Origin of the sequence: Kribbella sp. NPDC050124 (assembly GCF_044460355.1) — a bacterium.
Taxonomy (GTDB): Bacteria; Actinomycetota; Actinomycetes; order Propionibacteriales; family Kribbellaceae; genus Kribbella.
In genome coordinates this window covers 43,813-66,918 of the sequence record NZ_JBITJU010000007.1, presented here as the reverse complement: position 1 = coordinate 66,918, position 23,106 = coordinate 43,813, and the positions used below count along the sequence as shown (strand labels likewise).

Sequence of the window (23,106 nt, the reverse complement as noted above, 5' to 3'; positions counted from 1 at the left end):
ACCGGTGGAAACCCCTCCAAGATGTCGGGAGACATCGTGGAAAGGGCTTTCCGATGGGCAAGAGGCTGGGGCGCGCCCTGCTGGGCGTGGTGTTGCTCGGGGTAGGACTGCTGCCGCCCAGCGCGGCCGCGCTGGAGAGCGGCGGCACCAAGTACTACGTCGACGCCGTCCACGGCTCCGACGACGCGAAGGGCACCGCGCCCGATCGCGCCTGGCGCAGCCTGCAGAAGGTCAACGACACGACCTTCGAGCCGGGGGACCGGATCCTGCTCCGCGCCGGTCAGAGCTGGGGCGGCCAACTCTGGCCGAAGGGTTCCGGCGCGACCGGCCGGCCGATCGTGATCGACAAGTACGGTCCAGGTGCGAAGCCCGCGATCCACGGCGCCGGTGAGGTCGCCGAGACGGTTCGGTTGTTCAACCAGCACGACTGGGAGATCCGCAACCTCGAGGTCACCAACGCCAAACCGCTGACCGGCGAGCCCGGGACCAACCTGCGCGATCTCCGCGGCATCGAGGTGGCCGGCGACGCGGGCGGCACCCTCAACCACTTCGTCGTCGACGGCGTGGACGTCCACGACGTCACCGGCGAGGTGAACTGGATCGGCGGCGACCCGGCCGGCAACAAGCCCGGCGTCACCTTCCAGACCGGCTGGGACCGCTCCAAGAACACCGGCGGCATCGTCTTCCGCGGCACCGTCGCCGATCTTGCGAACCCCGGTACGGCGACCGTCCTCAACGACATCCTGGTGCAGAACTCGTCGGTCAAGCGCACGTCGTTCGCCGGGATCATCGTCAAGCAGCACACCGGCTCGTCCGAGGGCGCAGTGCAGACCGGCTGGGGTGAGCGGGCGAACGCCACCGACCCCCGGTTCACCCCGCACACGAACGTCGTCATCCGCAACAACTTCATCCAGCAGGACGGCAACGACTACGCCTGCAACGGGATGTACCTGACCGACGTCCGCGGCGGGCTGGTCGAGGGCAACGTGGTCTACCGGGCCGGCACGTCCGGCATCGAGGCGTACTACGCCGACGACGTGGTGATCCAGCACAACGAGGTCTACGAGACCCAGCAGAAGGCCGGCGGCGCCGACTCCAACGCGATCGACCCGGACAAGGCGACCACCCGGATCGTGGTGCAGTACAACTTCGTCCACCACAACGGCGACGGGATCCTGATCTGCCAGTTCTCGTTCGGCGACACGGTGATCCGGTACAACACCATCGCCGGCAACTCGCGCTACCAGATCTACCTGCACTCCGACCGGGCCGCGACCGCGAAGGTCTACAACAACACGATCTACAGCGATCGCAGCGAGCATCTGATCTACGGCTACGGCAGTTCGCTGGCCGCGACGTACGAGATCCGCAACAACATCCTGTACTCGACTCGGGCAGGCGCCTCGCTGACCACGAGCCCGACGATCAGCTACGACAACAACCTGTACGCCGGCGCGACCCTCGCCGTACCGTCGTCCGATCGTCGGGCTCTGCAAGGCGATCCGCTGTTCAAGGCGTCGCTGACCGGTCCGTACGGCACCGAGGAGAGCGGCCCGCGGCTGGACCGGGCGTTGGCGCTGGTGCCGACGTCGGGATCGATCGCAGTCGGTACGGCGGCGGCGATCGCGGACAACGGTGGACGGGACTACGCCGGTACGGCGCTCTACCAGGGACTGCCCGACCTGGGCGCCTTCGAGTACCGGACACCGCAGCAGCAGACGTGGGAGTCGGTCAACGGGTTCGTCCGCGACCAGTTCGGTCATCCGGTCGAGGGGGCGACCGTCGCTGCCGGGTCCCATCGTGCGACGACCGAGACAGGCGGCTTCTATCGGCTCGAGGGGCTGCCGTTCGGCACGGTTGCCACGGTCACCGCTAGCAAGGACGGCTACGACGCGGGCAGCGCGACTGTCGCCGTACGCCGGGGTGACACGAGCAGGCAGGACCTGACCATCGGCCTGCAGGACACCGATGGGTCGATCACCGGCCGGGTGCTCGACCAACGAGCTCAGGCTTTGCCGGGGGCCTCGATCACTGTGCGGTCCGGCGGCGAGCTCGTCGGCACGGCTCAGTCAGGTGCGGACGGTGGCTTTGCCGTGCCGGATGTGCCGATGGGCAGTGGTTACACCGTGGTGGCGGAGCTCAGCGGACACCAGACCGTCGAGCGGTCCGGGGTGGCGGTGCTGCCTGCGGCCGCTGCCGACGCCGGTGCGTTCCTGCTGGCGGACCCGGTGCGCGACGAGCAGCAGGCGCATGACTTCGACGCTCTGCCGTCTGGTGCGCTGCCGAACGGAACCAGTGGCTGGACGGTGAGTGCGACCGGCAACGCGGTCGACGTCGCCGAGGTCCCGTCGGCGGCGGACCGGAGCGTTCGGCTCGCCCGCTCGGCCAACACCGGAGGTACGGCGGGGACCGGGATCTCCCAGGTGTTCGCCACCCCGCTGCGTGGGCTGGTGACCGTCGAGGCGCGCGTGATGCGCGACCAGCCGTACGTGTCCGGGAGCAACTGGTTCGGCCTGCCGTACCTCTACAACGAGAGCGGCACGGCGGCGGTCAGCGTCGCCTTCGACAAGGGCAACATCATCGCGTACGAAGGCTCGACCGCACGCACAGTCGGCACCTACGAGCTCGGCCGCTGGTACGACGTCCGGCTCGTCGTCGACACGGTCAACCAGCGGTTCGACCTGTTCATCGACGGAACGCAGATCAGCGACGATCAGCCGTTCCGGACTGCGATGCCCGCGCTGGCCGGGATCGCCTTCTACGCCAACAGCTCCAACTACGGCAGCGCGTACGTCGACGACGTACGCATCTCCTACGGCATCTGACATCGACACCGCCTCCTGAAAGGGCCTTCATGTCTGACAGCAAGTACCGGATCGCGATCGTCGGCACCGGCGGGATCGCCAACGCCCACGCCGGAGCGGTGGTGGCCTGTGCGGACCGTGCCCAGCTCGTCGGTGCGGTCGACGTCGACCTCGACCGGGCGCAGGCGTTCGCGACCAAGTGGGACATCCCCGCGGTGTACTCGAGCCTGACCGAGCTGCTCGCGGCCGGCGAGGTCGACCTGGTGCACCTGTGTACGCCGCCGAGCTCGCACGTGCCGTTGGCCGCCGAGTGCCTCGCGGCGAATGTCGACGTACTGACGGAGAAGCCGCCGACGTTGTCGCTGGACGAGCTCGACGAACTGCTGGAGGCCGAGCGGGCGTCGTCCGCGCAGGTCGTCTGCATCTTCCAGCACCGTTTGGGGTCGGGTGCGGTGCGGCTGCGTGAGCTCGCCGCCGACGGAGTGCTCGGGCGGCCGTTGGTTGCCCTGTGCAACACGGTCTGGTACCGGGACGACGAGTACTTCGCGATGCCGTGGCGCGGGACCTTCGAGGTCGAGGGCGGAGGTCCGACGATGGGTCACGGGATCCACCAGTTCGACCTGCTGCTGTCGATCCTCGGCCCGTGGGAGAAGGTCACCGCGATCGCGGCCCGGCAGGCCCGGCCGACCAAGACCGAGGACGTCTCGATGGCGCTGGTCACCTTCGAGAACGGCGCGGTGGCGTCGGTCGTGAACTCGCTGGTCTCGCCGCGGCAGACCTCCGAGCTCCGCTTCGACTACGAGAACGCGACGGTCGAGCTGGAGCACCTGTACGGCTACAAGAACGAGAACTGGACGGTCACGCCCGCACCCGACCAGGACTTGGTCGGCGAGGCGTGGGCCAACGGACTTCCCGAGGTGCCGAGTGGGCACACTGCTCAGCTCAACGCCGTCCTGGACGCGCTGACCGCAGGCAAGGCGGCGCCCGTGCCGCTGGCCGAGGCCCGGAACACGATCGAGCTCGCGGCCGCGATCTACGCCTCGGCCTTCACGGACAAGCCGGTCCGGCGGGGCGAGTTGGCCCAGGGTTCCGAGTACGCCCGGCGGATGGGCGGCCCCGGAGCTCCCTGGTCCTGACTATCTGTTGAAGCGGATGTCACCGAGCCGCTGACCCGGCCCGATGCCTCCTCCAAGCCGACCTGCGCCTACCGCCTACACCCCCCGCACCCGAGGGGGCTGGTGAGGTCCCGTTCGGCGGCGTGCTGCGCGAGGGTTCCACTAGGGTGGTTCTGTGAGCGGACGACGCGTGCTGGTGCTGAACGGGCCGAACCTGGGGCGGCTGGGGTCGCGGGAGCCGGAGAAGTACGGTACGACGACCTTCGCCGACCTGGTCGCGGAGTGCGAGAAGACCGGCGCCGAGCTCGGCCTGCAGGTCGAGGTGCGGCAGACCGACGACGAGGCCGAGCTGGTCGGCTGGCTGCACGAGGCCGCCGACGGGAAGCTGCCGGTGGTGCTCAACCCGGCCGCGTTCACGCACTACTCGTACTCGCTGCGCGACGCCTGTGCCCAGCGCACCGCGCCGTTGATCGAGATCCACCTCACCAACCCCGCCACCCGCGAGGAGTTCCGGCACAACAGCGTCGTCTCCGGCGTCGCCACCGGCACGATCGCCGGCTTCGGCGTCGACTCCTACCGGCTCGCCCTGCGCGCCATCAGCGCCCTCGCCGACTCGTAACCAATCTGCCCTTTCGGGCATCTAGTTGGTGTAGGCAGCCCGGGGTCCGGCCGTCAGCGGTCTTAAGGCTGGCTGAAGGTTCGGGCGCACGATCGGAATCGACGGTTTTGGGGGTTCGTGTGACCACGGATTCGGTCCGTTCCGTTCATCAACGCTCTGGGGGAGTGACGAGTATGACGACGCAGCAACGTATTCCGGTCTGGGTGAAAGCCCTCGACCCGCTGTCGCAGTTCGGGTTGCTGCACGCGCTGAGGCAGCGGCCGGAGATCGCTCTGCTCACCGACGCCGACCTGGCGTCGGTCCAGGCCAAGTCGACTGATCAGCGCACTGCCCCGCCAGTGGTCGCGTTGATCGCCGTCGACTCGCTGGACGCGGCGGCGATGCACGTGCTCCGGTCGGCCACGCAACGGGGGTGCCGCCGGACCGTGCTGATCGGCAGCCTGATCGACGACGACGCGTTGATGACCGCGGTCGAGCTGCGGGTCTCTGGTGTGCTTCGGCGTACCGAGGCAACGGCCGACCGCATCGTGCACCTCTTGCAGTCCGCCGCCGCGGGTGACGGCAGTCTGCCGCCGGATCTGCTCGGCCGGTTGCTCGGTCAGGTGTCGCGGGTGGAGCGGCACGTCCTGGCGCCCCGCGGGCTGTCCCACACCGGGCTGTCCGACCGCGAGACGCAGGTACTGCGGCTGGTGGCCGACGGCAAGGACACGCAGGAGATCGCCCGTGAGCTGTCCTACTCGGAGCGCACGGTCAAGAACGTGCTGCACGACGTGACCAGCCGCCTGCAACTGAAGAACCGCTCCCACGCCGTCGCCTACGCCCTACGCGAAGGCCTGATCTAGGTACCTAGTAGCCGACGGTGAACCGAGCACCCACGTGGCGCGGATGCTCGGCCTCGTCGACCAGGGCGATCGCGAAGTCCTCCATCGAGATGGACGACCGGCCGGCGGCGTCGGTGACGAGGTGGTCCGTGCCGAGCCGGTAGCTCCCGGTGCGGGTACCTGGCTCGAGCAGGGCGGGCGGACTCACGTAGGTCCAGTCCACGTCACTCGCAGCACGGACCAACTCGAGTTGCTCGTTGCAGGCCTCAGCGATCGGGCGCCAGTCGGGCGGGAAGTCCGGCGACTCCATGACGGTCAGCCCGGTGCGACCATCGACCAGACCGGCCGCCCCACCGACCAGGATCAGCCGTACGCCGCTGTGCCGCAGCCCGATCAGGAGCCCTTTGGCCGCCTGGACGAGCTCGTCCTCCTGGCCGGGGCCTGGTCGCGTTGCGCTGATGACCACGTCGTGGCCCTGGCTCAATGCCGCGACATCGGATGGGTCGGTGGCGTCACCACGCCGGAGGTGTACGGCGGTCGGCGTACGGCTGACGCCGGTCACCTGGTGGCCGCGGGCAACGGCCTCTTGGGCGACCCGGCTGCCGACCGCACCGGAGGCTCCGAAGACGAGGATGCGCACGTGTTGACCTTTCGTTTGATCTGGGCGGTGACGAGGGAGGCGACGACGATCAGGCCGCCGATGAGCTGAGCGGTGGTCAGGCGCTGGTCGAGGGCGAGCCAGCCGAGCAGGGTGGCCATCACCGGGCTGAGCAGCCCGAGGAATGTGACGTCCGTGGGGGACAGGGCGCGCAGCCCACGGAACCACAGCGCATAGGCCAAGGCTGACCCGATGAGCGTCAAGTAGCCATATCCGAGCAGGTTGTGTGCGGTCATCGCCGGCGGCGCGCCCTCGACCAGGAAGGCGACCGGCAGCAGGACCAGACCGCCTGCCACGAGCTGCCAGCCGGTGGTCGCCAGCAGCGGAGCCGGAGACGTCCACCGCTTGCTCAGTACGACGCCAAAGGCCATCACCACCGCCCCGCCGAGCGCTGCGACCACACCCAAGGTGTCGAGGCGCGCGTCAGCTCGCAGTACCAGCAAACCGACGCCAAACACACCAGCGATCGCCGTGAGCACGGTCCGGGTCGACAGGCGCTCACGCAGCAGACCAGTCGACAGTACGGCGACCAACAGCGGCTGGATCGCTCCGACTGTCGCAGCAACGCCACCGGGCAGCCGGTAGGCGCCGACGAACAGCAGTGCGAAGAACGCCCCGATGTTGAGCGTGCCGAGCACCAGCGAGCGCCACCACCAGCTGCCGCGGGGGAGCGTCCGGGTGATCGCCACGAGCAGCAGCCCAGCCGGCAGTGCGCGGATCACCGCGGCCAGCAACGGACGGCCCGGCGGCAGCAGCTCGGTGGTGACCAAGTAGGTGGTGCCCCAGAGCAGCGGCGTGATCGCCGTGACCAGAAGAAGAGAGACTCGATTGCTTAGCACTAAGATAAAGTATCTCAGCGCTAAGCTACTTTCAATCCCTCATCGCTAAGTAATCCGGGACTAGGCTGGGACTATGGCTGATCACGTCGACCTGGTGCTCGAGCAGTGGGCCGAGCAGCGGCCGGACCTGGACGCCTCGCCGATGGGCATCGTCGGCCGGGTGAGCCGGCTCGGCCAGCTCTTCGACACCGAGCTGCGGCGCAACTTCGCGCGCTACGACCTCGACCGTGCGTCGTTCGACGTCCTGGCGACCTTGCGGCGGAGCAACGCCGAGCACAGCCTGACCCCGGCCGGCCTGATGCGCTCGTCGATGGTGACGTCCGGCGCGATCAGCCAGCGCCTGGACCGGCTGGAGTCCCGCGGCCTGGTCACGCGGAAGCCCAGCGAGACCGACGGCCGCGGTGTCCGGGTGACGCTGACCGACGAAGGCCTGCAGCTGATCGACCGGGTGCTGCCGGCCCACATCGACACCGAGAACCAGTTGCTGGCCGGGCTGTCCGAGGCCGAGCGGGAGCGGTTCGCGGAGCTCCTGCGGACACTGCTCGAGTCCCTCGGGGACAAGAGGGACTGAGGTCATGGGTGCTCGCGACGCGCTCCGGGCGGAGTCGCTGCGTGCAGCCCTGACCCGGCATCTGGTCGCCGAAGGGTCCATTCGGGATGAGCGGGTCGCAGCCGCGTTCCGGACCGTGCCGCGGCACCTGTTCGTGCCGCACGCGCCACTGAATCGGGCGTACGCCGACGACGTCGTGCTGATGAAGCAGAACGACGCCGGCGTGACGATCAGCTCGGTGTCGCAGCCGAGCATCGTCGCGCTGATGCTCGGCCAGGCCGCGATCCAGCCCGGTGACCGCGTCCTCGAGATCGGATCCGGCGGCTACAACGCGGCCCTGATGCGCGAGCTGACCGGGCCGACGGGCTCGGTGACCACGGTCGACATCGATTCCGAGGTCACCGACCGGGCCCGCGCGCTGCTGGCGGAGGCCGGGTACGACGATGTCCGGGTGGTCCGCGCGGACGGCGAGTTCGGGGTACCGGAGGACGCGCCGTACGACCGGATCGTGGTGACCGTGACGGCGTGGGACGTCGCGTCGGCGTGGATGAACCAGCTCCGGCCCGGCGGGCGCCTCGTCGTACCACTGCGGCTTCGGGGGCAGACGCGGTCGATCGCGTTCGACCGGGTGGGTGACCACCTGGAGAGCCGGTCGACGACGCTGTGCGGCTTCGTGTGCATGCAGGGCGCCGGGGCGAACTACGAGCGGGTCGTGCAGATCGCGGGTGACGAGGTCTACGTCGGCTTCGACGAGGACCAGGAGAGCGAGGCGCACCCGTACGTCGGTGTGCTCGACGAGCCGCGTGGACAGGTCTGGTCGGGTGTCGTGATGAAGCGCGAGGAGCCGCTGTCCGACCTCAACCTGTGGCTCGCGGCGACCTTGCCCGGGTACTGCATCCTGTTCGCGGACCGATCCGTGCAGACGGTCGCCCCGGTCCCGCGCTGGGGCGCGGCCGCCATGACGACCCACGACAGCGTCGCCTACCTGACCTCATGCCCTGCCCGGCGCCGTCCGGCAACCTTCGTGGAACTCGGGGTCAACGGACATGGCCCGGACGCACGGGCCTTGATGGAACACATGTCCGACCAGGTCCGCCTCTGGGCCGCCCACCACCGACACGGCCCAGGCCCGGCCTTCCAGGTGCACTCGACCGGCACCGCCGTACCAGACGGCTTCCAGATCACCCGCCGCCACGGCTGCTTCCTGGTCACCTGGCCTGAATAGTCAGGTCGCGAGGAAGCTGCGCACTTCAGTGAGGAACTGAGCTCGGCCGCGCTCGGCGCGATCGAGGTGGGCGTAGTGGGTTGCCTCGGCCAAGCGCACTGAGCGCACAGTCTTCGCATGGACGAGGTGGTCCGTGAGAAGTGCGACGTCGCCTGGCCGGCTCCAGAAGTCGTACTCACTGCGGAGGATCAGCGTGCGCGCGGTGATGAGGCTCGCGTCCCAGAGTTGGCGACCGGTGGCGAGGTAGAAACTGTCCTCCATCGCACCGGACGGCGCACGGAAGCTGGCGGGGGTGCGCGTACTGCTCGTCGGGTCCGACACCATCGCAGTCTTCAGGTACGACGCGACGACCTCGGGATCGCGCTACGCGGTCTTGTCCTCGACCGGGATGCTGTTGTCCCACGACGGGAGCAAGCTGGCCGCGGTACTCAGGCGGTAGGCGCCGTACCGGGCGGAGTTGAATCGGCCGGGGTGGCGCGGGTCCTCGTTGTCGCTGCCCCTGCCCAGCGTCGGATGCCCATCGAGCGGGCCGTACAGCGAGTTGTAGAGCACGAGGTGACTGACCCGGCTGGGATTCGCGGCGGCGTACTGGCCGAGCCAATGGCCGCCGGTCGCCCAGCCGAGCAGGGCGACCTGGCGCTGTCGCGTGCGCTTGGTGATGTTCTCGACGACGCCCGCGATGTCACGTACGACGTCCGACGAGCGGACCGCCGGCGCGTTCTGTTCGGGCGGCTGCGACAGCGCCGACGGACGCGTGGAGGCCCCGTATCCCCGCGCGTCCATGATGTAGACCCGGTGCCCGGCGGCGGCGAGGTCGGCGGCCAGTGATCCACCCGCGACCGGCAGATCGAAGCTGGCGATCCCTGGAACCCGTGCGCCATGCAGGAGCAGCACCGGAGGTCTCTCCGTCGGCCTCCCGGGACGCAACTCACGGACGGCGATCCGTACGCCGGGATCGCTGGTGACATGGAAATCCGTCCGGACGACGTCCCGCACCCGATCGGGCACGGTCACGGAGCCGGCGACAGCTGTGAGGACGGTGAACAAGGCGGTGAGCAGGCGACGCATGCCGCGATTCTGCTGCCGCGGTTGCGAGATCGATATGCGTGATAGCGCGAACCGACCCAATCAATAGGCAAGCCCTATCGTTGAGCTCGTGGAGCTGAGACATCTGCGCTACTTCGTCGCGGTCGCCGAGGAGTTGCACTTCGGGCGGGCCGCCGTACGGCTCGGGATCCGGCAGCCGCCGCTGAGCCAGCAGATCAAGGCGCTGGAAGGCGACCTCGGCGTCGTACTCTTCGATCGCGACAGCCGGAAAGTGCGGCTCACCGCAGCCGGCGAGGCCTTGTATCCGGCGGCACGGGACCTGCTCGGCGCGGCTCGGGCCGCCGAGCAGGTGACCCGGCAGGCGGGGCGCGGTGAGTCGGGCCAGTTGGCGCTCGGCTTCGTCGGCTCGGCCACGAACCAGTTGCTGCCGCGAGCACTGCGCGACTTCCGGCAGCGGTACCCCGAAGTCAGGTTGCGGTTACGTGAGCTGACGACAATGCAGCAAGTGCACGCGTTGCGCGACGGCGGACTCGACATCGGACTGCTGCGCCCGCCGCTGCCTGAGGCGGAGGCCGCAGGGCTCGTGGTGGAACCGATCGGCGCCGAGCGTCTGGTTGCCGTCGTACCCGACGATCATCCAAGGGCGCGGCAGAGAGTTGTCGCGGTGCGGGATCTCGCGGAGGAGCCGTTCGTGTTGTTCCCGCGTGCACTAGGGCCCGGGCTGCACGACCAGATCCTGAGGTACTGCGCCGATGCGGGCTTCACGCCGGTGATCGCGCAGGAGGCGGTGCAGATGCAGACGATCGTCGCGCTCGTCGCCGCTGGGCTGGGGGTGTCGCTCGTGCCGGCGTCGATGAAGCACAGCCCACGGCCTGGTGCGGTGTTCCGCTCGCTGAGCCCGGCGACGCGAGTGGTCCATCTCGCGATCGCACACCGGGCCGGCGCGACCAGCCCGGTAGTGCGCAACTTCGTTGCCGCGGTCAGCCGTTCGGCGTAGTCCCGGGGCGGGGTGGGTTGGTGACTGTTTGCCAGAGTTCTTCGATGTCGGTGCGGTCTTCGGGGTCGGGGGTGTCGACCCAGCCGCTGGCCCAGGTGTCTTCGTCGCGGTCCAGGTCGAAGATCGACTCGGCGAAGGCGGCTGAGCCAGCGTACCTGGTCTCCTCTTCCTCGGGTGCGGGCGGGGGCGTAGGGGTGACGGTCGGCTTGGACTGCGACGACTGGGCGGGGGCGACCAGGGCGCGGGCGTGCTCTTGCGCCTCGAGGATGCCCATGTCCTGCTCGTCGCACAGCAGTCGGATGGCGGCCACCTCGTTGCCCGCGTTCATCAGCTCCCGCACCCGGTTGTCGGTGTCCTGCCGGGGCGACGGCAGGTTGTGCTGCGGCGGGCGGTGCCCCTGCGGCGGTCCGTACGACGGCAGCCACTGCGACGACAACTGCTGTTGAGGCTGGTACGGCGGGGGAGTCGCGGACTGGTTGGCCCCGTACTGGTTGGCCCCGTACTGGCCGTGGACCTGCGTCGGCTGGCCGCCGTACTGGCTCTGGACCTGCTCGATCAGCTTCTGGACGCGGGCGTTCGGGTTCTTGGCGCCGCCGGACGCGTCCTTCTTGATCTTCCCCACCACGCTGACCACGATCATGACGATGACGAAGATCGCGAACTCCAGCATCGGCTGCCTCCGTCGGTCCGGCCGTCCCTCGGGTTGCCAGCCTAAGGCCCGCAGGGGCCGCCGGTTGTCGCCCGCGGTCGCGGAATCGGAGGAAAGGGCAGGTGACCGCTACAATCCGGTGTTACCGCTGATCGATTTCGAAGGGCATATCCGCGTGGCAACGACGAACGACCTCAAGAACGGCATGGTGCTCGACCTGGACGGGCAGCTGTGGTCCGTCGTCTGGTTCCAGCACCACAAGCCCGGCAAGGGCGGCGCCGTCGTCCGGACCAAGCTGAAGAACGTGCTGTCCGGCAAGGTGGTCGACAAGACCTTCAACGCGGACGTCAAGGTCGAGGTCGCGACCGTCGACAAGCGCGACATGACCTACCTGTACAACGACGGCTCGGCGTACGTGTTCATGGACAAGTCCACCTACGACCAGCTGCAGATCCAGCCCGACACGGTCGGCGACGCCGCGCACTTCCTGCTGGAGAACCAGGACGCCATCGTCGCGGTGCACGACGACCTGCCGCTGTACGTCGAGCTCCCGGCCTCGGTCGAGCTCGTCGTGGAGTACACCGAGCCCGGACTGCAGGGCGACCGGTCCACCGGTGGCACCAAGCCGGCCAAGCTGGAGACCGGCTACACCATCCAGGTCCCGCTGTTCCTGACCACGGGCGAGAAGGTCAAGGTCGACACCCGCACCGGGGACTACCTCGGCCGCGTCACCTCCTGAGGCCTCGAGAGAGCTGACAACAGAACATGTCTGCCCGTAGCAAGGCCCGCAAGCGCGCACTGGACGTGCTGTTCGAGTCGGAGGTCAGGGGCCTGCCGGTCGGCGGCACCCTGGCCGACCGGGTGGCCGACAACGACCCGCCGGTGAACGAGTTCACCGTGGCGCTGGTCGAGGGTGTCGCGAAGCACATCGACGTGATCGACGACCTGCTGGAGACTCACTCGGTCGGCTGGTCGCTGGACCGGATGCCGGCCGTGGACCGCAACATCCTGCGGATCGGAAGCTACGAGCTGCTGTTCGACGACCAGGTTCCGGACGTGGTCGCGGTGAGCGAGGCGGTCGCGCTGGCGCGGGACCTGTCCACCGACGAGTCGCCGGCGTTCGTGAACGGGCTGCTGGCGAGACTGCTGCAGCTCAAGCCCACGCTGGGCGTCTGAGGAAGTAGAGCCGGCGCCTGGCGGGCCGCGCCCTCTCGGGGTGTTTCGGCCAGGAAGTCCTTCGAGTCATCGTGGCCCGGTACCGTCTCGGTACGGTCCGGGCCAGCTCGGCGTCCCGGGTGGTGGTCGGCGCGGGGAAGCGACCCCGGCCTCGTGCAGCGGGTGAGGTGGTTCCCGCCGCGGTGTTGCGTCGTACTGCGTGGGTCGTGCTTGGGTCCTGCTCTGTTCGGTTATGGAGGAGGCGGGCGGCCGCGGGCCAGCTGCTACGAGCCCCGACCGTCTCTGCTGCCTCCGATCAGGCGCCGGCTGCCTCGGACTCCTCGACCTCGCCCTTCGCCTCCGGGTTCAGCACACCCCAGGAGATGAAGCGCTCGGTCAGAGTCGTCGGCGACTCGTCGTAGATCACGGCGAGGGTCCGCATGTCGTCCTGCCGGATCGACAACACCTTGCCGTTGTAGTCCCCGCGCTGAGCCTGGATCGTGGCCGCGTACCGCGTCAGCGGACCGGCCTCGCTCGCGTCGAGGTGTTGCAGGGCCTCCAGGTCGAGGATCAACCGGGGCGGAGCGGCAGCCGCGGCAGCCGCGCTGGCGGATCCGGGCAGGAGCTCACGGATGGGCACACCGTAGAAATCGGCGAGCTCCGCGAGCTTCTGGACCGTGACGGCTCGATCGCCACGCTCGTACGAGCCGACGACGACCGCTTTCCAGCGACCCTTGGACTTCTCTTCCACGCCGTGCAGCGACAGCCCTTGCTGCTGGCGGATGGCGCGCAACTTGCCACCCAGTGTCTTCGCGTATTCGCTAGGCACGCTGGTTCTTCCCTCCGACTAGTTTCGTCATGTCCGGCCCGCCGGAACGGTCCGGTAGGTGAAACCCCCCTCGGTTACACAGAGTAACAATATTCCGGGCGCGAGGCCAGCGTCAAGACGGCGTGTCACTTCCGATACGATGTCAAGCGGTCCGAACGTCCTTTAAAGACCCGTCCAGAGAGGCGGGAAAGGAGGAACGGTAGCGATGAGCCATGCCCACGACGGCGCGCCCAAACGCGGCAGCCGCACGGTCCTGGACGCTTCCGACATTTCCCGGGCACTGACCCGGATCGCGCACGAGATCCTCGAGCGCAACCGTGGTGCCGACCCAGTGGTCCTGCTCGGCATCCCCACCCGCGGCGTCCCGCTCGCCGCCCGCATCTCGGCCCGGATCGCGGCGGTCGAGGGGCAGAGCGTGCCGACAGGGTCACTCGACGTGACGATGTACCGCGACGACATCGGTCTCAAGCCACCCCGGGGCCTGGAACACACCGACATCCCGGCGGACGGGATCGACGGCAAGGTCGTCGTCCTGGTCGACGACGTGCTGTTCTCCGGCCGCACCATCCGGGCCGCGCTGGACGCGATCGGCGACATCGGCCGCCCGCGCGCCGTCCAGCTCGCGGTCCTGGTCGACCGCGGCCACCGCGAGCTGCCGATCCGCGCCGACTACGTGGGCAAGAACCTGCCCACCTCGCTGGTCGAGCGGGTCACCGTGCACCTGACCGAGTACGACGACCAGGACGCGGTGCTGATCGCGGACAAGACGGCCGACAAGACGAAGGTGGGGGCGTGATGAGGCATCTACTCAGTGCGGGCGACCTGAGCCGGGACGAGGCCAACCTGATCCTCGACACGGCCGAGGAGATGCGGTCGCTGGCCGACCGGCCGATCAAGAAGCTGCCGGCGCTGCGCGGCCGGACCGTGGTGAACCTGTTCTTCGAGGACTCCACCCGGACCCGGATCTCGTTCGAGGCGGCCGCCAAGCGGCTGTCGGCCGACGTGATCAACTTCTCCGCCAAGGGCTCGAGCGTCAGCAAGGGTGAGAGCCTGAAGGACACCGCGCTCACCCTGCAGGCGATGGGTGCCGACGGCGTCGTCTGCCGGCACGGCTCGTCCGGCGCGCCGCACCTGCTGGCCACGTCGGGCTGGATGACCGGCTCGGTGGTCAACGCCGGTGACGGCACCCACGAGCACCCGACCCAGGCGCTGCTGGACGCGTTCACGATGCGCCGCCACCTCGGCTCGCTCGAAGGCCGCCGGATCACGATCGTCGGCGACGTCCTGCACTCCCGGGTGGCCCGGTCGAACGTACTGCTGCTGTCCACGCTGGGCGCCGAGGTGACCGTGGTCGCGCCGCCGACGCTGCTCCCGGTCGACATGCGCAACTGGCCGTGCGTCACGTCGTACGACCTGGACGCGAACCTGGCGAAGAGCGACGCGGTGATGATGCTGCGGGTCCAGCGGGAGCGGATGAACGACGCGTACTTCCCGAGCGCCCGCGAGTACACCCGCCGCTACGGCCTCGACGTGCACCGGATGGCGCAGCTGCCGGACGAGGCGATCGTGCTGCACCCCGGCCCGATGAACCGCGGCATGGAGATCAGCGCCGAGGTCGCCGACTCGACCCGCTCGGTCATCGTCGAGCAGGTCACCAACGGGGTCGCCATCCGGATGGCGGTCCTCTACCTCTTGCTGTCCGGAACCAACGACGAGGAGTCGAACGCATGACCGCCTTCCTGATCACCGGAGCCAAGGTCCTGGGCGGTGAGGCGGCGGATCTGCTGATCGACAACGGCGAGATCGTTGCTGTCGGCGCCAATCTCGAAGCGCCGGCCGACGCCGAGACGATCGACGCCAAGGGCCTGATCGCGCTGCCGGGTCTGGTCGACCTGCACACGCACCTGCGCGAGCCCGGTCGTGAGGACGCCGAGACCGTGCTCACCGGCACCCGGGCCGCCGCTTTGGGCGGGTTCACCGCCGTCTTCGCGATGGCCAACACCGATCCGGTCGCCGACACCGCCGGTGTCGTCGAGCAGGTCTGGCGCCTCGGTCGCGACGCCGGGTACGCCGACGTCTTCCCGATCGGCGCGGTCACGGTCGGCCGGAAGGGCACGCAGCTCGCCGAGCTCGGCGCGATGGCGGACTCGGCGGCCCGGGTCCGGGTGTTCTCCGACGACGGCGACTGTGTCTGGGACGCCGCGCTGATGCGCCGGGCGCTGGAGTACGTGAAGGCCTTCGGCGGCGTGATCGCGCAGCACGCGCAGGAGCCGCGGCTCACCCAGGGCGCGCAGATGAACGAGGGCGCGCTGTCCGGCGTCCTCGGTCTGACCGGCTGGCCGAGTGTCGCCGAGGAGGCGATCATCGCCCGCGACATCCTGCTGAACGCGCACGTCGGCTCGAAGCTGCACATCTGCCACCTGTCCACCAAGGGCTCGGTGGAGATCGTCCGGGCGGCGAAGAAGCGCGGGTTCGAGGTGACCGCCGAGGTCACCCCGCACCACCTGCTGCTGACCGAGGACCTGGCCGCCTCCTACAACCCGGTCTTCAAGGTGAACCCGCCGCTGCGGACCAAGGAGGACGTCGAGGCGGTCCGCGAGGGCCTCGCCGACGGCACCATCGACATCGTCGCCACCGACCACGCGCCGCACCCGGTCGAGGACAAGGACTGCGAGTGGAGCGCCGCGGCGTTCGGCATGCTCGGCCTGGAGACGGCGCTGAGCGTGGTTCAGCACGCGATGATCGACACCAACCTGATGACCTGGTCCGACGTGGCCGACCGGATGAGCCACCGCCCGGCCGAGATCGGCCAGGTGACCGATCACGGCGGCCCACTGGAAGCCGGCGCTGCCGCCAACCTGGTCCTGGTCGACCCGTCGGCCGAGCGGACCGTCGTACCGGGCGAGTCCGCGTCGCTGTCGCGGAACACGCCGTTCGACGGGATGACGCTGCCGGGCCAGGTGGTGGCGACCTTCCTGCGCGGCACACCGACTGTGCTGGACGGGAAGCTCGCCCGGTGAAGGCCTTCCTGGGCATTCTCGGCACGCTGCTGGTGATCGCGGCGGGCTACTTTGCGATGTACCGGGGCTGGCGGAACCGCCAGGCCCGTCAGGTCGACCTCGCACCGCTCCCAGCGGTGCCGGTCGACGACAAGACCAGAGGCGTGGAGGGCATCTACGTCGCCACCACCTCGGCCGGCGACTGGATGGACCGGATCGCCGTGCACGAACTGGGCGTCCGCAGCACTGCGGACCTGGCCGTCAGTGAGGCCGGCCTGATCTTCCATCGGCAGGGCGCGGCGGATGTCTTCATCCCCGCTGACCACTTGACCGGTGTCCGGACCGACCGCGGGATCGCCGGCAAGGTGACCGCGGAGAAGTCCGGCCTGGTGGTGGTCACCTGGAACCACGACGGCCGCGAGCTCGACACCGGGTTCCGGCCCCGCCGGAAGGCGGACACCGCCCCCTTGACCGATTCCATCTCGACCCTGATCGGAGCCGAGCAGACATGAGCCAGCCTGCCCATCATCCAGCTTTGCTGGTCCTGGAGGACGGCCGCAGCTTCGCGGGGACGTCGTACGGGGCGACCGGCGAGACGTTCGGCGAGGCGGTGTTCTCCACCGGGATGACCGGCTACCAGGAGACGCTGACCGACCCGTCGTACCACCGGCAGATCGTCACCCAGACCGCGCCGCACATCGGCAACACCGGCATCAACGACGAGGACGACGAGTCGCAGAAGATCTGGGTCGCGGGGTACGTCGTCCGCGACCCGGCCCGGGTGCCGTCGAACTGGCGGGCCACGCGCTCGCTGGACGACCAGCTGAAGTCCCAGGGCATCGTCGGGATCTCCGGCATCGACACCCGGGCGCTCACCCGGCACCTGCGCGAGCGCGGCGCGATGCGGGCCGGGATCTCCACCGAGATCCTCGACCCGGAGGCCCTGCTGGCCAAGGTGCTGCAGCAGCCGCCGATGGTCGGCGCCGACCTCGCCACCGAGGTGACCACCTTCGAGCCGTACGTCGTCCCCGCCGAAGGCACGAAGCGGTTCACCGTCGTCGCGCTCGACCTGGGGATCAAGTCGATGACGCCGAAGCGGATGGCCGAGCGCGGTATCGAGGTGCACGTGCTGCCGGCCACCGCCACGCTGGACGAGATCCTCGCCCGCAACCCCGACGGCGTCTTCATGAGCAACGGTCCCGGCGACCCGGAGACCACCGAGCACCCGACCGAGCTGCTCAAGCGGCTGCTGGAGCGCAACAAGCCGTACTTCGGGATCTGCTTCGGCAACCAGGTGTTCGGCCGGGCCCTCGGGCTCGGCACCTTCAAGCTCAAGTACGGGCACCGCGGCATCAACCAGCCGGTGCTCGACCGGGCCACCGGCAAGGTCGAGATCACCGCGCAGAACCACGGGTTCGCGGTGGACGCTCCGCTCGAGGAGACGGTCGAGACCCCGTACGGCGTGGCCGAGGTCAGCCACGTCTCCCTGAACGACAACGTGGTCGAGGGACTCCGCCTGACCGGCAAGGACGGCCGCGTGCTGGCCTTCTCGGTCCAGTACCACCCGGAGGCAGCCGCGGGTCCGCACGACTCCGCGTACCTGTTCGACCGGTTCGTCGAACTGATGGAAGGACGGGCCTGATGCCACGTCGCAATGACATCGAGTCCGTGCTGGTGATCGGGTCCGGCCCGATCGTGATCGGCCAGGCCTGCGAGTTCGACTACTCCGGGACCCAGGCCTGCCGGGTGCTCAAGGAGGAGGGGTTCCGGGTCGTCCTGGTGAACTCCAACCCGGCCACGATCATGACCGACCCGGAGTTCGCCGACGCCACCTACGTCGAGCCGATCACCCCGGAGTACGTCGAGAAGGTGATCGAGAAGGAGCGGCCGAACGCGCTGCTGGCCACCCTCGGCGGCCAGACCGCGCTGAACGCGGCGATCGCCCTGCACGACAACGGCGTACTGGAGAAGTACGGCGTGGAGCTGATCGGCGCGTCGGTCGACGCGATCCAGCGCGGTGAGAACCGGGAGTCGTTCAAGCAGATCGTCGAGAAGCTCGGGGCCGACGTGGCCCGGTCGCGGATCTGCCACACCATCGACGACGTGCTCGGCGCGGCTGCCGAGCTCGGCTACCCGCTGGTGGTGCGGCCGTCGTTCACGATGGGCGGCGTCGGTTCCGGGATGGCGTACGACGAGGCGGATCTGCGCCGGATCGCCGGCGCCGGCCTGCACGCCAGCCCGACCACCGAGGTGCTGATCGAGGAGTCGATCCTCGGCTGGAAGGAGTACGAGCTGGAGGTGATGCGCGACAAGGCCGACAACGTCGTGATCATCTGCTCGATCGAGAACGTCGACCCGATGGGCGTGCACACCGGCGACTCGGTCACGGTCGCCCCGGCGATGACCCTGACCGACCGCGAGTACCAGGTGATGCGGGACCTGGCCATCGGCATCATCCGCGAGGTCGGCGTCGACACCGGCGGCTGCAACATCCAGTTCGCGGTGAACCCGGCCGACGGCCGGCTGATCGTGATCGAGATGAACCCGCGGGTGTCCCGGTCGTCGGCGCTGGCGTCGAAGGCGACCGGCTTCCCGATCGCCAAGATCGCCGCCAAGGTCGCGATCGGCTACACCCTGGACGAGATCCCGAACGACATCACCCGGCAGACGCCGGCCAGCTTCGAGCCGACGCTGGACTACGTGGTGGTGAAGGTGCCGCGGTTCGCGTTCGAGAAGTTCCCGGCCGCGGACGCCACCCTGACCACGCACATGAAGAGCGTCGGCGAGGCGATGGCGATCGGCCGGAACTACACCGAGGCGCTGCAGAAGGCGCTGCGCTCGCTGGAGAAGCCGGAGGCCCGGTTCTCCTGGGCCGGCTCGCCCGCGACCGAGCTGGAGCCGTTGCTCGAGCAGATCAAGACGCCGCACGACGGCCGGCTGCGGACGATCATGGACGCGATCCGGGCGGGTGCGACGCCGGAGCAGATCTTCGACAACACCAAGATCGACCCCTGGTTCGTGGACCAGCTCTACCTGATCCACGAGACCGCGCTGCAGGTCGCGGCCGCGCCCCGGCTCACTCCGGAGGTGCTGAGGCTGGCCAAGCGGCACGGCTTCTCCGACCTGCAGCTGGCCGAGATCCGCGGGCTGACCGAGGACGTCGTCCGGGGTGTCCGGCAGGCGCTCGGGATCCGGCCGGTCTACAAGACGGTCGACACGTGTGCGGCCGAGTTCAAGGCCGAGACGCCGTACCACTACTCGTCGTACGACGAGGAGACCGAGGTCGCACCGCGGGAGACTCCGGCCGTGCTGATCCTCGGGTCCGGGCCGAACCGGATCGGGCAGGGGATCGAGTTCGACTACTCCTGCGTGCACGCGTCGATGGCGCTGCGCGAGGCCGGCTACTGCACGGTGATGGTGAACTGCAACCCGGAGACGGTCTCGACCGACTACGACACCTCCGACCGGCTGTACTTCGAGCCGCTCACCTGTGAGGACGTGCTCGAGATCGTGTACGCCGAGCTGCAGGCCGGCCCGGTCGCCGGAGTGATCGTGCAACTCGGCGGCCAGACGCCGCTGGGCCTGGCACAGCGGCTCGCGGACGCCGGTGTGCCGATCGTCGGCACGTCGCCCGAGGCGATCCACCTGGCCGAGGAGCGGGGCGCGTTCGGGAAGGTGCTCGCGGACGCGTCGCTGCCGGCGCCGAAGCACGGTACGGCGATGTCGGCCGACGAGGCGCACGGGGTGGCCCTGGAGATCGGCTTCCCGGTGCTGGTGCGGCCGTCGTACGTGCTCGGCGGACGGGGCATGGAGATCGTGTACAGCTCGGCCGAGCTCACCGCTGCGCTGGAGCGGCTGAGCGGCGGGTTCGGGTCCTGGGAGCACCCGGTGCTGATCGACCGGTTCCTGGACGACGCGGTCGAGATCGACGTGGACGGGCTGTTCGACGGCGAGGAGCTCTTCCTCGGCGGCGTGATGGAGCACATCGAGGAAGCCGGTGTGCACTCCGGTGACTCGTCCTGCGCGCTGCCGCCGATCACGCTCGGGAATGCGGACATCGAGAAGATCCGCCAGTCGACCGAGGCGATCGCTCGCGGTGTCGGCGTACGCGGTCTGCTGAACGTGCAGTACGCGCTCGCCGGTGACGTGCTCTACGTACTGGAGGCGAACCCGCGGGCGTCCCGGACCGTGCCGTTCGTGTCCAAGGCGACCGCGACCCCGCTGGCGAAGGCGGCGGCCCGGGTGATGCTCGGGTCGACGGTCGCCGAACTGCGGGCCGAGGGCATGCTTCCGGCCGAGGGCGACGGTGGCACGCTGCCGACCTCGACGCCGATCGCGGTGAAGGAAGCCGTGATGCCGTTCAACCGGTTCCGGACCGTCGACGGCCGGTCGGTGGACACCGTGCTCGGACCGGAGATGCGCTCGACCGGCGAGGTGATGGGCTGCGACGACACCTTCGGCACGGCGTTCGCCAAGTCGCAGGCGGCGGCCTCACAGCCGCTGCCCGGCTCCGGCAAGGTGTTCGTGTCGGTGGCGAACCGGGACAAGCGGCACATGATCTTCCCGGTGAAGCGGCTGGCCGACCTGGGCTTCCAGATCTACGCGACCGAAGGTACGGCGGACGTGCTGCGGCGCAACGGTGTCGAGGCGGTCACGGTCCGCAAGAGCAGCCAGGGACCAGGCCCGAACGGCGAGCCGACGATCGTGCAGATGGTCCAGGACGGTGAGCTCCAACTGATCGTCAACACCCCGATCGGCATCACCCAGGGCGGTTCGCCGCGACTGGACGGGTACGAGATCCGGACTGCGGCGGTCGCGCGCAACATCCCGTGCATCACCACGGTGCAGGGGCTGGCGGCCGCCGTACAGGGTATCGAGGCTCAGCAGGCCGGGGACATCGGCGTCCGGTCGCTGCAGGACTGGGTGTCGAGGATCCGGGGTGTATAGGCGGGTCGTCCGGCCGGTGCTCTTCCGGCTGGGGCGAGGGGACGCGGAGGTAGCGCACGAGCGGACCTTGCAGGGTCTGCGACTGCTCAGCCGCGCCCCCGGGCTGTCCCGGTTGCCGCTGGGCCCGGAGCGGACGGTCTTCGGCGTCCGCTTCCCGTCGCCGGTCGGACTTGCCGCGGGCATGGACAAGAACGGGATCGCGCTGCGGTCCTGGCGAGCACTCGGCTTCGGGTTCGTGGAAGTGGGCACGGTCACCGCCCACGCGCAACCCGGGAACGAGAAGCCCCGGCTCTTCCGGTTGGTCGAGCACGAGGCGGTCATCAACCGGATGGGGTTCAACAACCTCGGCTCGGAGGCGCTGGCCGCCCGGCTCGCGGCGTACGGACCGCTCGGGTACCCGCTGGGAATCTCGATCGGCAAGTCGAAGATCACGCCGATCGAGGACGCGGTCGAGGACTACGTGACCTCGCTGCGCCGGCTCTACCGGTACGGCGACTACTTCGCAGTCAACGTGTCGTCGCCGAACACGCCCGGGCTGCGGTCGCTCCAGGACGCCGGCCACCTCCGGGAGCTGCTGACCGCGCTTCATGACGAAGCTGCCGCGCTGAGTGTCGGCGGCATGGCCGGCAAGCCGATTCTGGTGAAGATCGCGCCGGACCTGACCGCGTCGGCGATCGACGAGCTGCTCGGCGTCTGCACCGAGGTCGGGATCGCCGGGATCATCGCCACCAACACGACCATCGGCCGGCCTGGCGTCTCGGACCATCCGCTGGCGGGCGAGACGGGCGGGCTGTCCGGGCGGCCGCTGACCGAGATCGCGGCCAAGACCGTCGCGCACATCCACGCGGAGACCGGGGGAGCGCTGCCGATCATCGGGGTCGGCGGCATCCTCGAGCCGACCGACGCGGTGCGGCTGATCGACGCCGGCGCCAGCCTGGTCCAGCTCTACACCGGTCTCATCTACCGCGGGCCCGGGCTGGTCCGCCGCATCAACAGGAGCTTGCCATGAGCAATCAACCTTTCGGTGCCCGGCTGCGGTCCGCGATGGACACGCGCGGGCCGCTGTGCGTCGGGATCGACCCGCACGCGCACCTGCTGGACGCCTGGGACCTGCCGGACACCCCGGAAGGCCTGGCCTCGTTCACGTACGGCGTGGTGGACGCGCTGGCCGACCGGGTCGCGGTGTTCAAGCCGCAGTCGGCGTTCTTCGAGCGGTTCGGGTCCGCGGGGATCGCGGTCCTGGAGCAGGCGACGAGCCGGCTGCGGGACGCGGGGGCGCTGGTGATCATCGACGCGAAGCGCGGTGACATCGGGTCGACGATGGCCGGGTACGCGTCGGCGTACCTGGCGGAGAAGGGGCCGCTGGCGTGTGACGCGCTGACGGTCAGCCCGTACCTCGGGTTCGGGTCGTTGCAGCCGGCCATCGACGAGGCGCGGGCCGCCGGTGCGGGGCTGTTCGTGCTCGCGCTGACGTCGAACCCGGAGGGCCCGCAGTTCCAGTCCGCGCGGACCGTCGCGGGTCCGACCGTGGCGGGCGCCGTACTCGACGGCCTGCGCTCGCTCAATGCCGACAGCACTGGCTTGGGCTCGTTCGGCGCCGTGGTCGGAGCGACCATCGACTCGACCGACGAGAACCTCGACATCAACGGTCCGCTCCTGGCACCTGGGCTGGGCGCCCAGGGCGGCACGGCCGAGGGGCTGGTCGCGGTCTTCGGGTCGGCGGTGCGGAACGTCGTACCGGCCAGCTCGCGGGAGATTCTCGGCGCCGGCCCGTCGGCGGCTGCCCTGCGGGACGCGGCCGATCGGGCCGTCGACGCCTACCGGGCGGTCCTGGGCTACTGAGCGCCGTACC

Annotated in this window: 23 protein-coding genes; 17 read left to right on the top strand and 6 right to left on the bottom strand. The window is 69.4% G+C overall.

Annotated elements, in window-relative coordinates; all coding sequences use genetic code 11:
• The first annotated feature begins 53 nt into the window (after window positions 1-53).
• The 4 genes from ACIBL3_RS18460 (at window position 54) to ACIBL3_RS18445 (ending at window position 5,380) form a co-directional block, all read left to right on the top strand.
• Window positions 54-2,825, top strand: coding sequence for a carboxypeptidase regulatory-like domain-containing protein (locus tag ACIBL3_RS18460; protein ID WP_396354606.1), 2,772 nt, complete (start codon window positions 54-56; stop codon window positions 2,823-2,825).
• 29 nt (window positions 2,826-2,854) lie between these two features.
• Entirely contained in the window at window positions 2,855-3,940 is a 1,086-nt protein-coding gene (locus ACIBL3_RS18455; RefSeq protein ID WP_396354605.1) for a Gfo/Idh/MocA family protein, read from the top strand.
• 154 nt (window positions 3,941-4,094) lie between these two features.
• Window positions 4,095-4,538 (top strand): type II 3-dehydroquinate dehydratase, encoded by a 444-nt coding sequence (gene aroQ, locus ACIBL3_RS18450; protein WP_396354604.1) that lies wholly within the window; start codon window positions 4,095-4,097, stop codon window positions 4,536-4,538.
• Window positions 4,539-4,711: 173 nt separating this feature from the next.
• Window positions 4,712-5,380, top strand: a complete 669-nt coding sequence (locus ACIBL3_RS18445) for a LuxR C-terminal-related transcriptional regulator (protein ID WP_396354603.1) — start codon at window positions 4,712-4,714, stop codon at window positions 5,378-5,380.
• 4 nt (window positions 5,381-5,384) lie between these two features.
• Here ACIBL3_RS18445 and ACIBL3_RS18440 read toward each other — a convergent pair whose 3' ends face one another.
• Window positions 5,385-5,999, bottom strand: coding sequence for an NAD(P)-dependent oxidoreductase (locus tag ACIBL3_RS18440; protein WP_396354602.1), 615 nt, complete (start codon window positions 5,997-5,999; stop codon window positions 5,385-5,387).
• Complete coding sequence (locus ACIBL3_RS18435; RefSeq protein ID WP_396354601.1) at window positions 5,918-6,856, bottom strand: EamA family transporter; 939 nt, start codon at window positions 6,854-6,856, stop codon at window positions 5,918-5,920. The genes ACIBL3_RS18440 and ACIBL3_RS18435 overlap by 82 nt, the downstream gene beginning before the upstream one ends.
• A gap of 73 nt (window positions 6,857-6,929) precedes the next feature.
• Here ACIBL3_RS18435 and ACIBL3_RS18430 point away from each other — a divergent pair, with 73 nt between their 5' ends.
• Complete coding sequence (locus tag ACIBL3_RS18430; protein WP_396354600.1) at window positions 6,930-7,427, top strand: MarR family winged helix-turn-helix transcriptional regulator; 498 nt, start codon at window positions 6,930-6,932, stop codon at window positions 7,425-7,427.
• Between the two features lie 4 nt (window positions 7,428-7,431).
• The gene (gene fxlM / locus ACIBL3_RS18425; protein ID WP_396354599.1) at window positions 7,432-8,631 is read left to right on the top strand and encodes a methyltransferase, FxLD system; all 1,200 of its coding nucleotides are present in this window, start codon (window positions 7,432-7,434) and stop codon (window positions 8,629-8,631) included.
• Here the strand turns inward: fxlM and ACIBL3_RS18420 are convergent, their stop codons facing one another.
• A complete protein-coding gene (locus tag ACIBL3_RS18420; protein WP_396354598.1) occupies window positions 8,632-8,952 on the bottom strand; it encodes an alpha/beta fold hydrolase in 321 nt (106 codons plus the stop codon). It abuts the gene before it with no gap.
• Window positions 8,953-8,994: 42 nt separating this feature from the next.
• Window positions 8,995-9,699 (bottom strand): alpha/beta hydrolase, encoded by a 705-nt coding sequence (locus ACIBL3_RS18415; RefSeq protein WP_396354597.1) that lies wholly within the window; start codon window positions 9,697-9,699, stop codon window positions 8,995-8,997.
• An 88-nt stretch (window positions 9,700-9,787) separates the two neighbouring features.
• On the opposite strand from ACIBL3_RS18415, the gene ACIBL3_RS18410 reads away from it, so the two are divergent.
• Window positions 9,788-10,675 carry a LysR family transcriptional regulator gene (locus ACIBL3_RS18410; RefSeq protein WP_396354596.1) on the top strand — a complete coding sequence of 296 codons (888 nt, stop codon included), beginning with the start codon at window positions 9,788-9,790 and terminating at the stop codon, window positions 10,673-10,675.
• Here ACIBL3_RS18410 and ACIBL3_RS18405 read toward each other — a convergent pair.
• Window positions 10,659-11,345: a hypothetical protein gene (locus ACIBL3_RS18405; protein ID WP_396354595.1), complete on the bottom strand. Its 687-nt coding sequence runs from the start codon at window positions 11,343-11,345 to the stop codon at window positions 10,659-10,661. The genes ACIBL3_RS18410 and ACIBL3_RS18405 overlap by 17 nt on opposite strands.
• A gap of 154 nt (window positions 11,346-11,499) precedes the next feature.
• Between ACIBL3_RS18405 and efp the strand changes: the two genes are divergently transcribed.
• Window positions 11,500-12,063, top strand: a complete 564-nt coding sequence (gene efp / locus ACIBL3_RS18400; RefSeq protein WP_396354594.1) for an elongation factor P — start codon at window positions 11,500-11,502, stop codon at window positions 12,061-12,063.
• A gap of 26 nt (window positions 12,064-12,089) precedes the next feature.
• Window positions 12,090-12,500 (top strand): transcription antitermination factor NusB, encoded by a 411-nt coding sequence (nusB, locus tag ACIBL3_RS18395; RefSeq protein WP_360530426.1) that lies wholly within the window; start codon window positions 12,090-12,092, stop codon window positions 12,498-12,500.
• A gap of 295 nt (window positions 12,501-12,795) precedes the next feature.
• Here the strand turns inward: nusB and ACIBL3_RS18390 are convergent, their stop codons facing one another.
• Window positions 12,796-13,308 carry a transcriptional regulator gene (locus tag ACIBL3_RS18390; RefSeq protein WP_396354593.1) on the bottom strand — a complete coding sequence of 171 codons (513 nt, stop codon included), beginning with the start codon at window positions 13,306-13,308 and terminating at the stop codon, window positions 12,796-12,798.
• Window positions 13,309-13,513: 205 nt separating this feature from the next.
• Between ACIBL3_RS18390 and pyrR the strand changes: the two genes are divergently transcribed.
• From pyrR to pyrF, 8 genes are read left to right on the top strand one after another with little or no spacing between them, the layout of a single operon-like run.
• A complete protein-coding gene (gene pyrR / locus ACIBL3_RS18385) occupies window positions 13,514-14,104 on the top strand; it encodes a bifunctional pyr operon transcriptional regulator/uracil phosphoribosyltransferase PyrR (protein WP_360530432.1) in 591 nt (196 codons plus the stop codon).
• Window positions 14,104-15,039, top strand: coding sequence for an aspartate carbamoyltransferase catalytic subunit (locus ACIBL3_RS18380; protein WP_396354592.1), 936 nt, complete (start codon window positions 14,104-14,106; stop codon window positions 15,037-15,039). Before pyrR ends, ACIBL3_RS18380 begins: the two co-directional genes overlap by 1 nt.
• Window positions 15,036-16,328: a dihydroorotase gene (locus ACIBL3_RS18375; protein ID WP_396354591.1), complete on the top strand. Its 1,293-nt coding sequence runs from the start codon at window positions 15,036-15,038 to the stop codon at window positions 16,326-16,328. The genes ACIBL3_RS18380 and ACIBL3_RS18375 overlap by 4 nt, the downstream gene beginning before the upstream one ends.
• Entirely contained in the window at window positions 16,325-16,819 is a 495-nt protein-coding gene (locus ACIBL3_RS18370) for a hypothetical protein (protein WP_396354590.1), read from the top strand. The genes ACIBL3_RS18375 and ACIBL3_RS18370 overlap by 4 nt, the downstream gene beginning before the upstream one ends.
• On the top strand, window positions 16,816-17,949 hold the full coding sequence (gene carA / locus ACIBL3_RS18365; protein WP_396354589.1) for a glutamine-hydrolyzing carbamoyl-phosphate synthase small subunit: 1,134 nt from the start codon (window positions 16,816-16,818) through the stop codon (window positions 17,947-17,949). Before ACIBL3_RS18370 ends, carA begins: the two co-directional genes overlap by 4 nt.
• Window positions 17,949-21,254, top strand: coding sequence for a carbamoyl-phosphate synthase large subunit (carB, locus tag ACIBL3_RS18360; protein WP_396354588.1), 3,306 nt, complete (start codon window positions 17,949-17,951; stop codon window positions 21,252-21,254). Before carA ends, carB begins: the two co-directional genes overlap by 1 nt.
• Window positions 21,247-22,263 (top strand): quinone-dependent dihydroorotate dehydrogenase, encoded by a 1,017-nt coding sequence (locus ACIBL3_RS18355; protein ID WP_396354587.1) that lies wholly within the window; start codon window positions 21,247-21,249, stop codon window positions 22,261-22,263. The genes carB and ACIBL3_RS18355 overlap by 8 nt, the downstream gene beginning before the upstream one ends.
• Window positions 22,260-23,096, top strand: coding sequence for an orotidine-5'-phosphate decarboxylase (pyrF, locus tag ACIBL3_RS18350; RefSeq protein WP_396354586.1), 837 nt, complete (start codon window positions 22,260-22,262; stop codon window positions 23,094-23,096). Before ACIBL3_RS18355 ends, pyrF begins: the two co-directional genes overlap by 4 nt.
• The last annotated feature ends 10 nt before the right edge of the window (window positions 23,097-23,106 follow it).

What these genes read in the sequence shown, in the direction of transcription:
- ACIBL3_RS18460 (WP_396354606.1), top strand. Translation starts at nt 54, where the DNA reads ATGGGCAAGAGGCTGGGGCGCGCCCTGCTGGGCGTGGTGTTGCTCGGG.
- ACIBL3_RS18455 (WP_396354605.1), top strand. Translation starts at nt 2,855, where the DNA reads ATGTCTGACAGCAAGTACCGGATCGCGATCGTCGGCACCGGCGGGATC.
- ACIBL3_RS18445 (WP_396354603.1), top strand. Translation starts at nt 4,712, where the DNA reads ATGACGACGCAGCAACGTATTCCGGTCTGGGTGAAAGCCCTCGACCCG.
- ACIBL3_RS18430 (WP_396354600.1), top strand. Translation starts at nt 6,930, where the DNA reads ATGGCTGATCACGTCGACCTGGTGCTCGAGCAGTGGGCCGAGCAGCGG.
- fxlM (WP_396354599.1), top strand. Translation starts at nt 7,432, where the DNA reads ATGGGTGCTCGCGACGCGCTCCGGGCGGAGTCGCTGCGTGCAGCCCTG.
- ACIBL3_RS18415 (WP_396354597.1), bottom strand. Translation starts at nt 9,699, where the DNA reads ATGCGTCGCCTGCTCACCGCCTTGTTCACCGTCCTCACAGCTGTCGCC.
- ACIBL3_RS18405 (WP_396354595.1), bottom strand. Translation starts at nt 11,345, where the DNA reads ATGCTGGAGTTCGCGATCTTCGTCATCGTCATGATCGTGGTCAGCGTG.
- nusB (WP_360530426.1), top strand. Translation starts at nt 12,090, where the DNA reads ATGTCTGCCCGTAGCAAGGCCCGCAAGCGCGCACTGGACGTGCTGTTC.
- pyrR (WP_360530432.1), top strand. Translation starts at nt 13,514, where the DNA reads ATGAGCCATGCCCACGACGGCGCGCCCAAACGCGGCAGCCGCACGGTC.
- ACIBL3_RS18380 (WP_396354592.1), top strand. Translation starts at nt 14,104, where the DNA reads ATGAGGCATCTACTCAGTGCGGGCGACCTGAGCCGGGACGAGGCCAAC.
- ACIBL3_RS18375 (WP_396354591.1), top strand. Translation starts at nt 15,036, where the DNA reads ATGACCGCCTTCCTGATCACCGGAGCCAAGGTCCTGGGCGGTGAGGCG.
- carA (WP_396354589.1), top strand. Translation starts at nt 16,816, where the DNA reads ATGAGCCAGCCTGCCCATCATCCAGCTTTGCTGGTCCTGGAGGACGGC.
- carB (WP_396354588.1), top strand. Translation starts at nt 17,949, where the DNA reads ATGCCACGTCGCAATGACATCGAGTCCGTGCTGGTGATCGGGTCCGGC.
- pyrF (WP_396354586.1), top strand. Translation starts at nt 22,260, where the DNA reads ATGAGCAATCAACCTTTCGGTGCCCGGCTGCGGTCCGCGATGGACACG.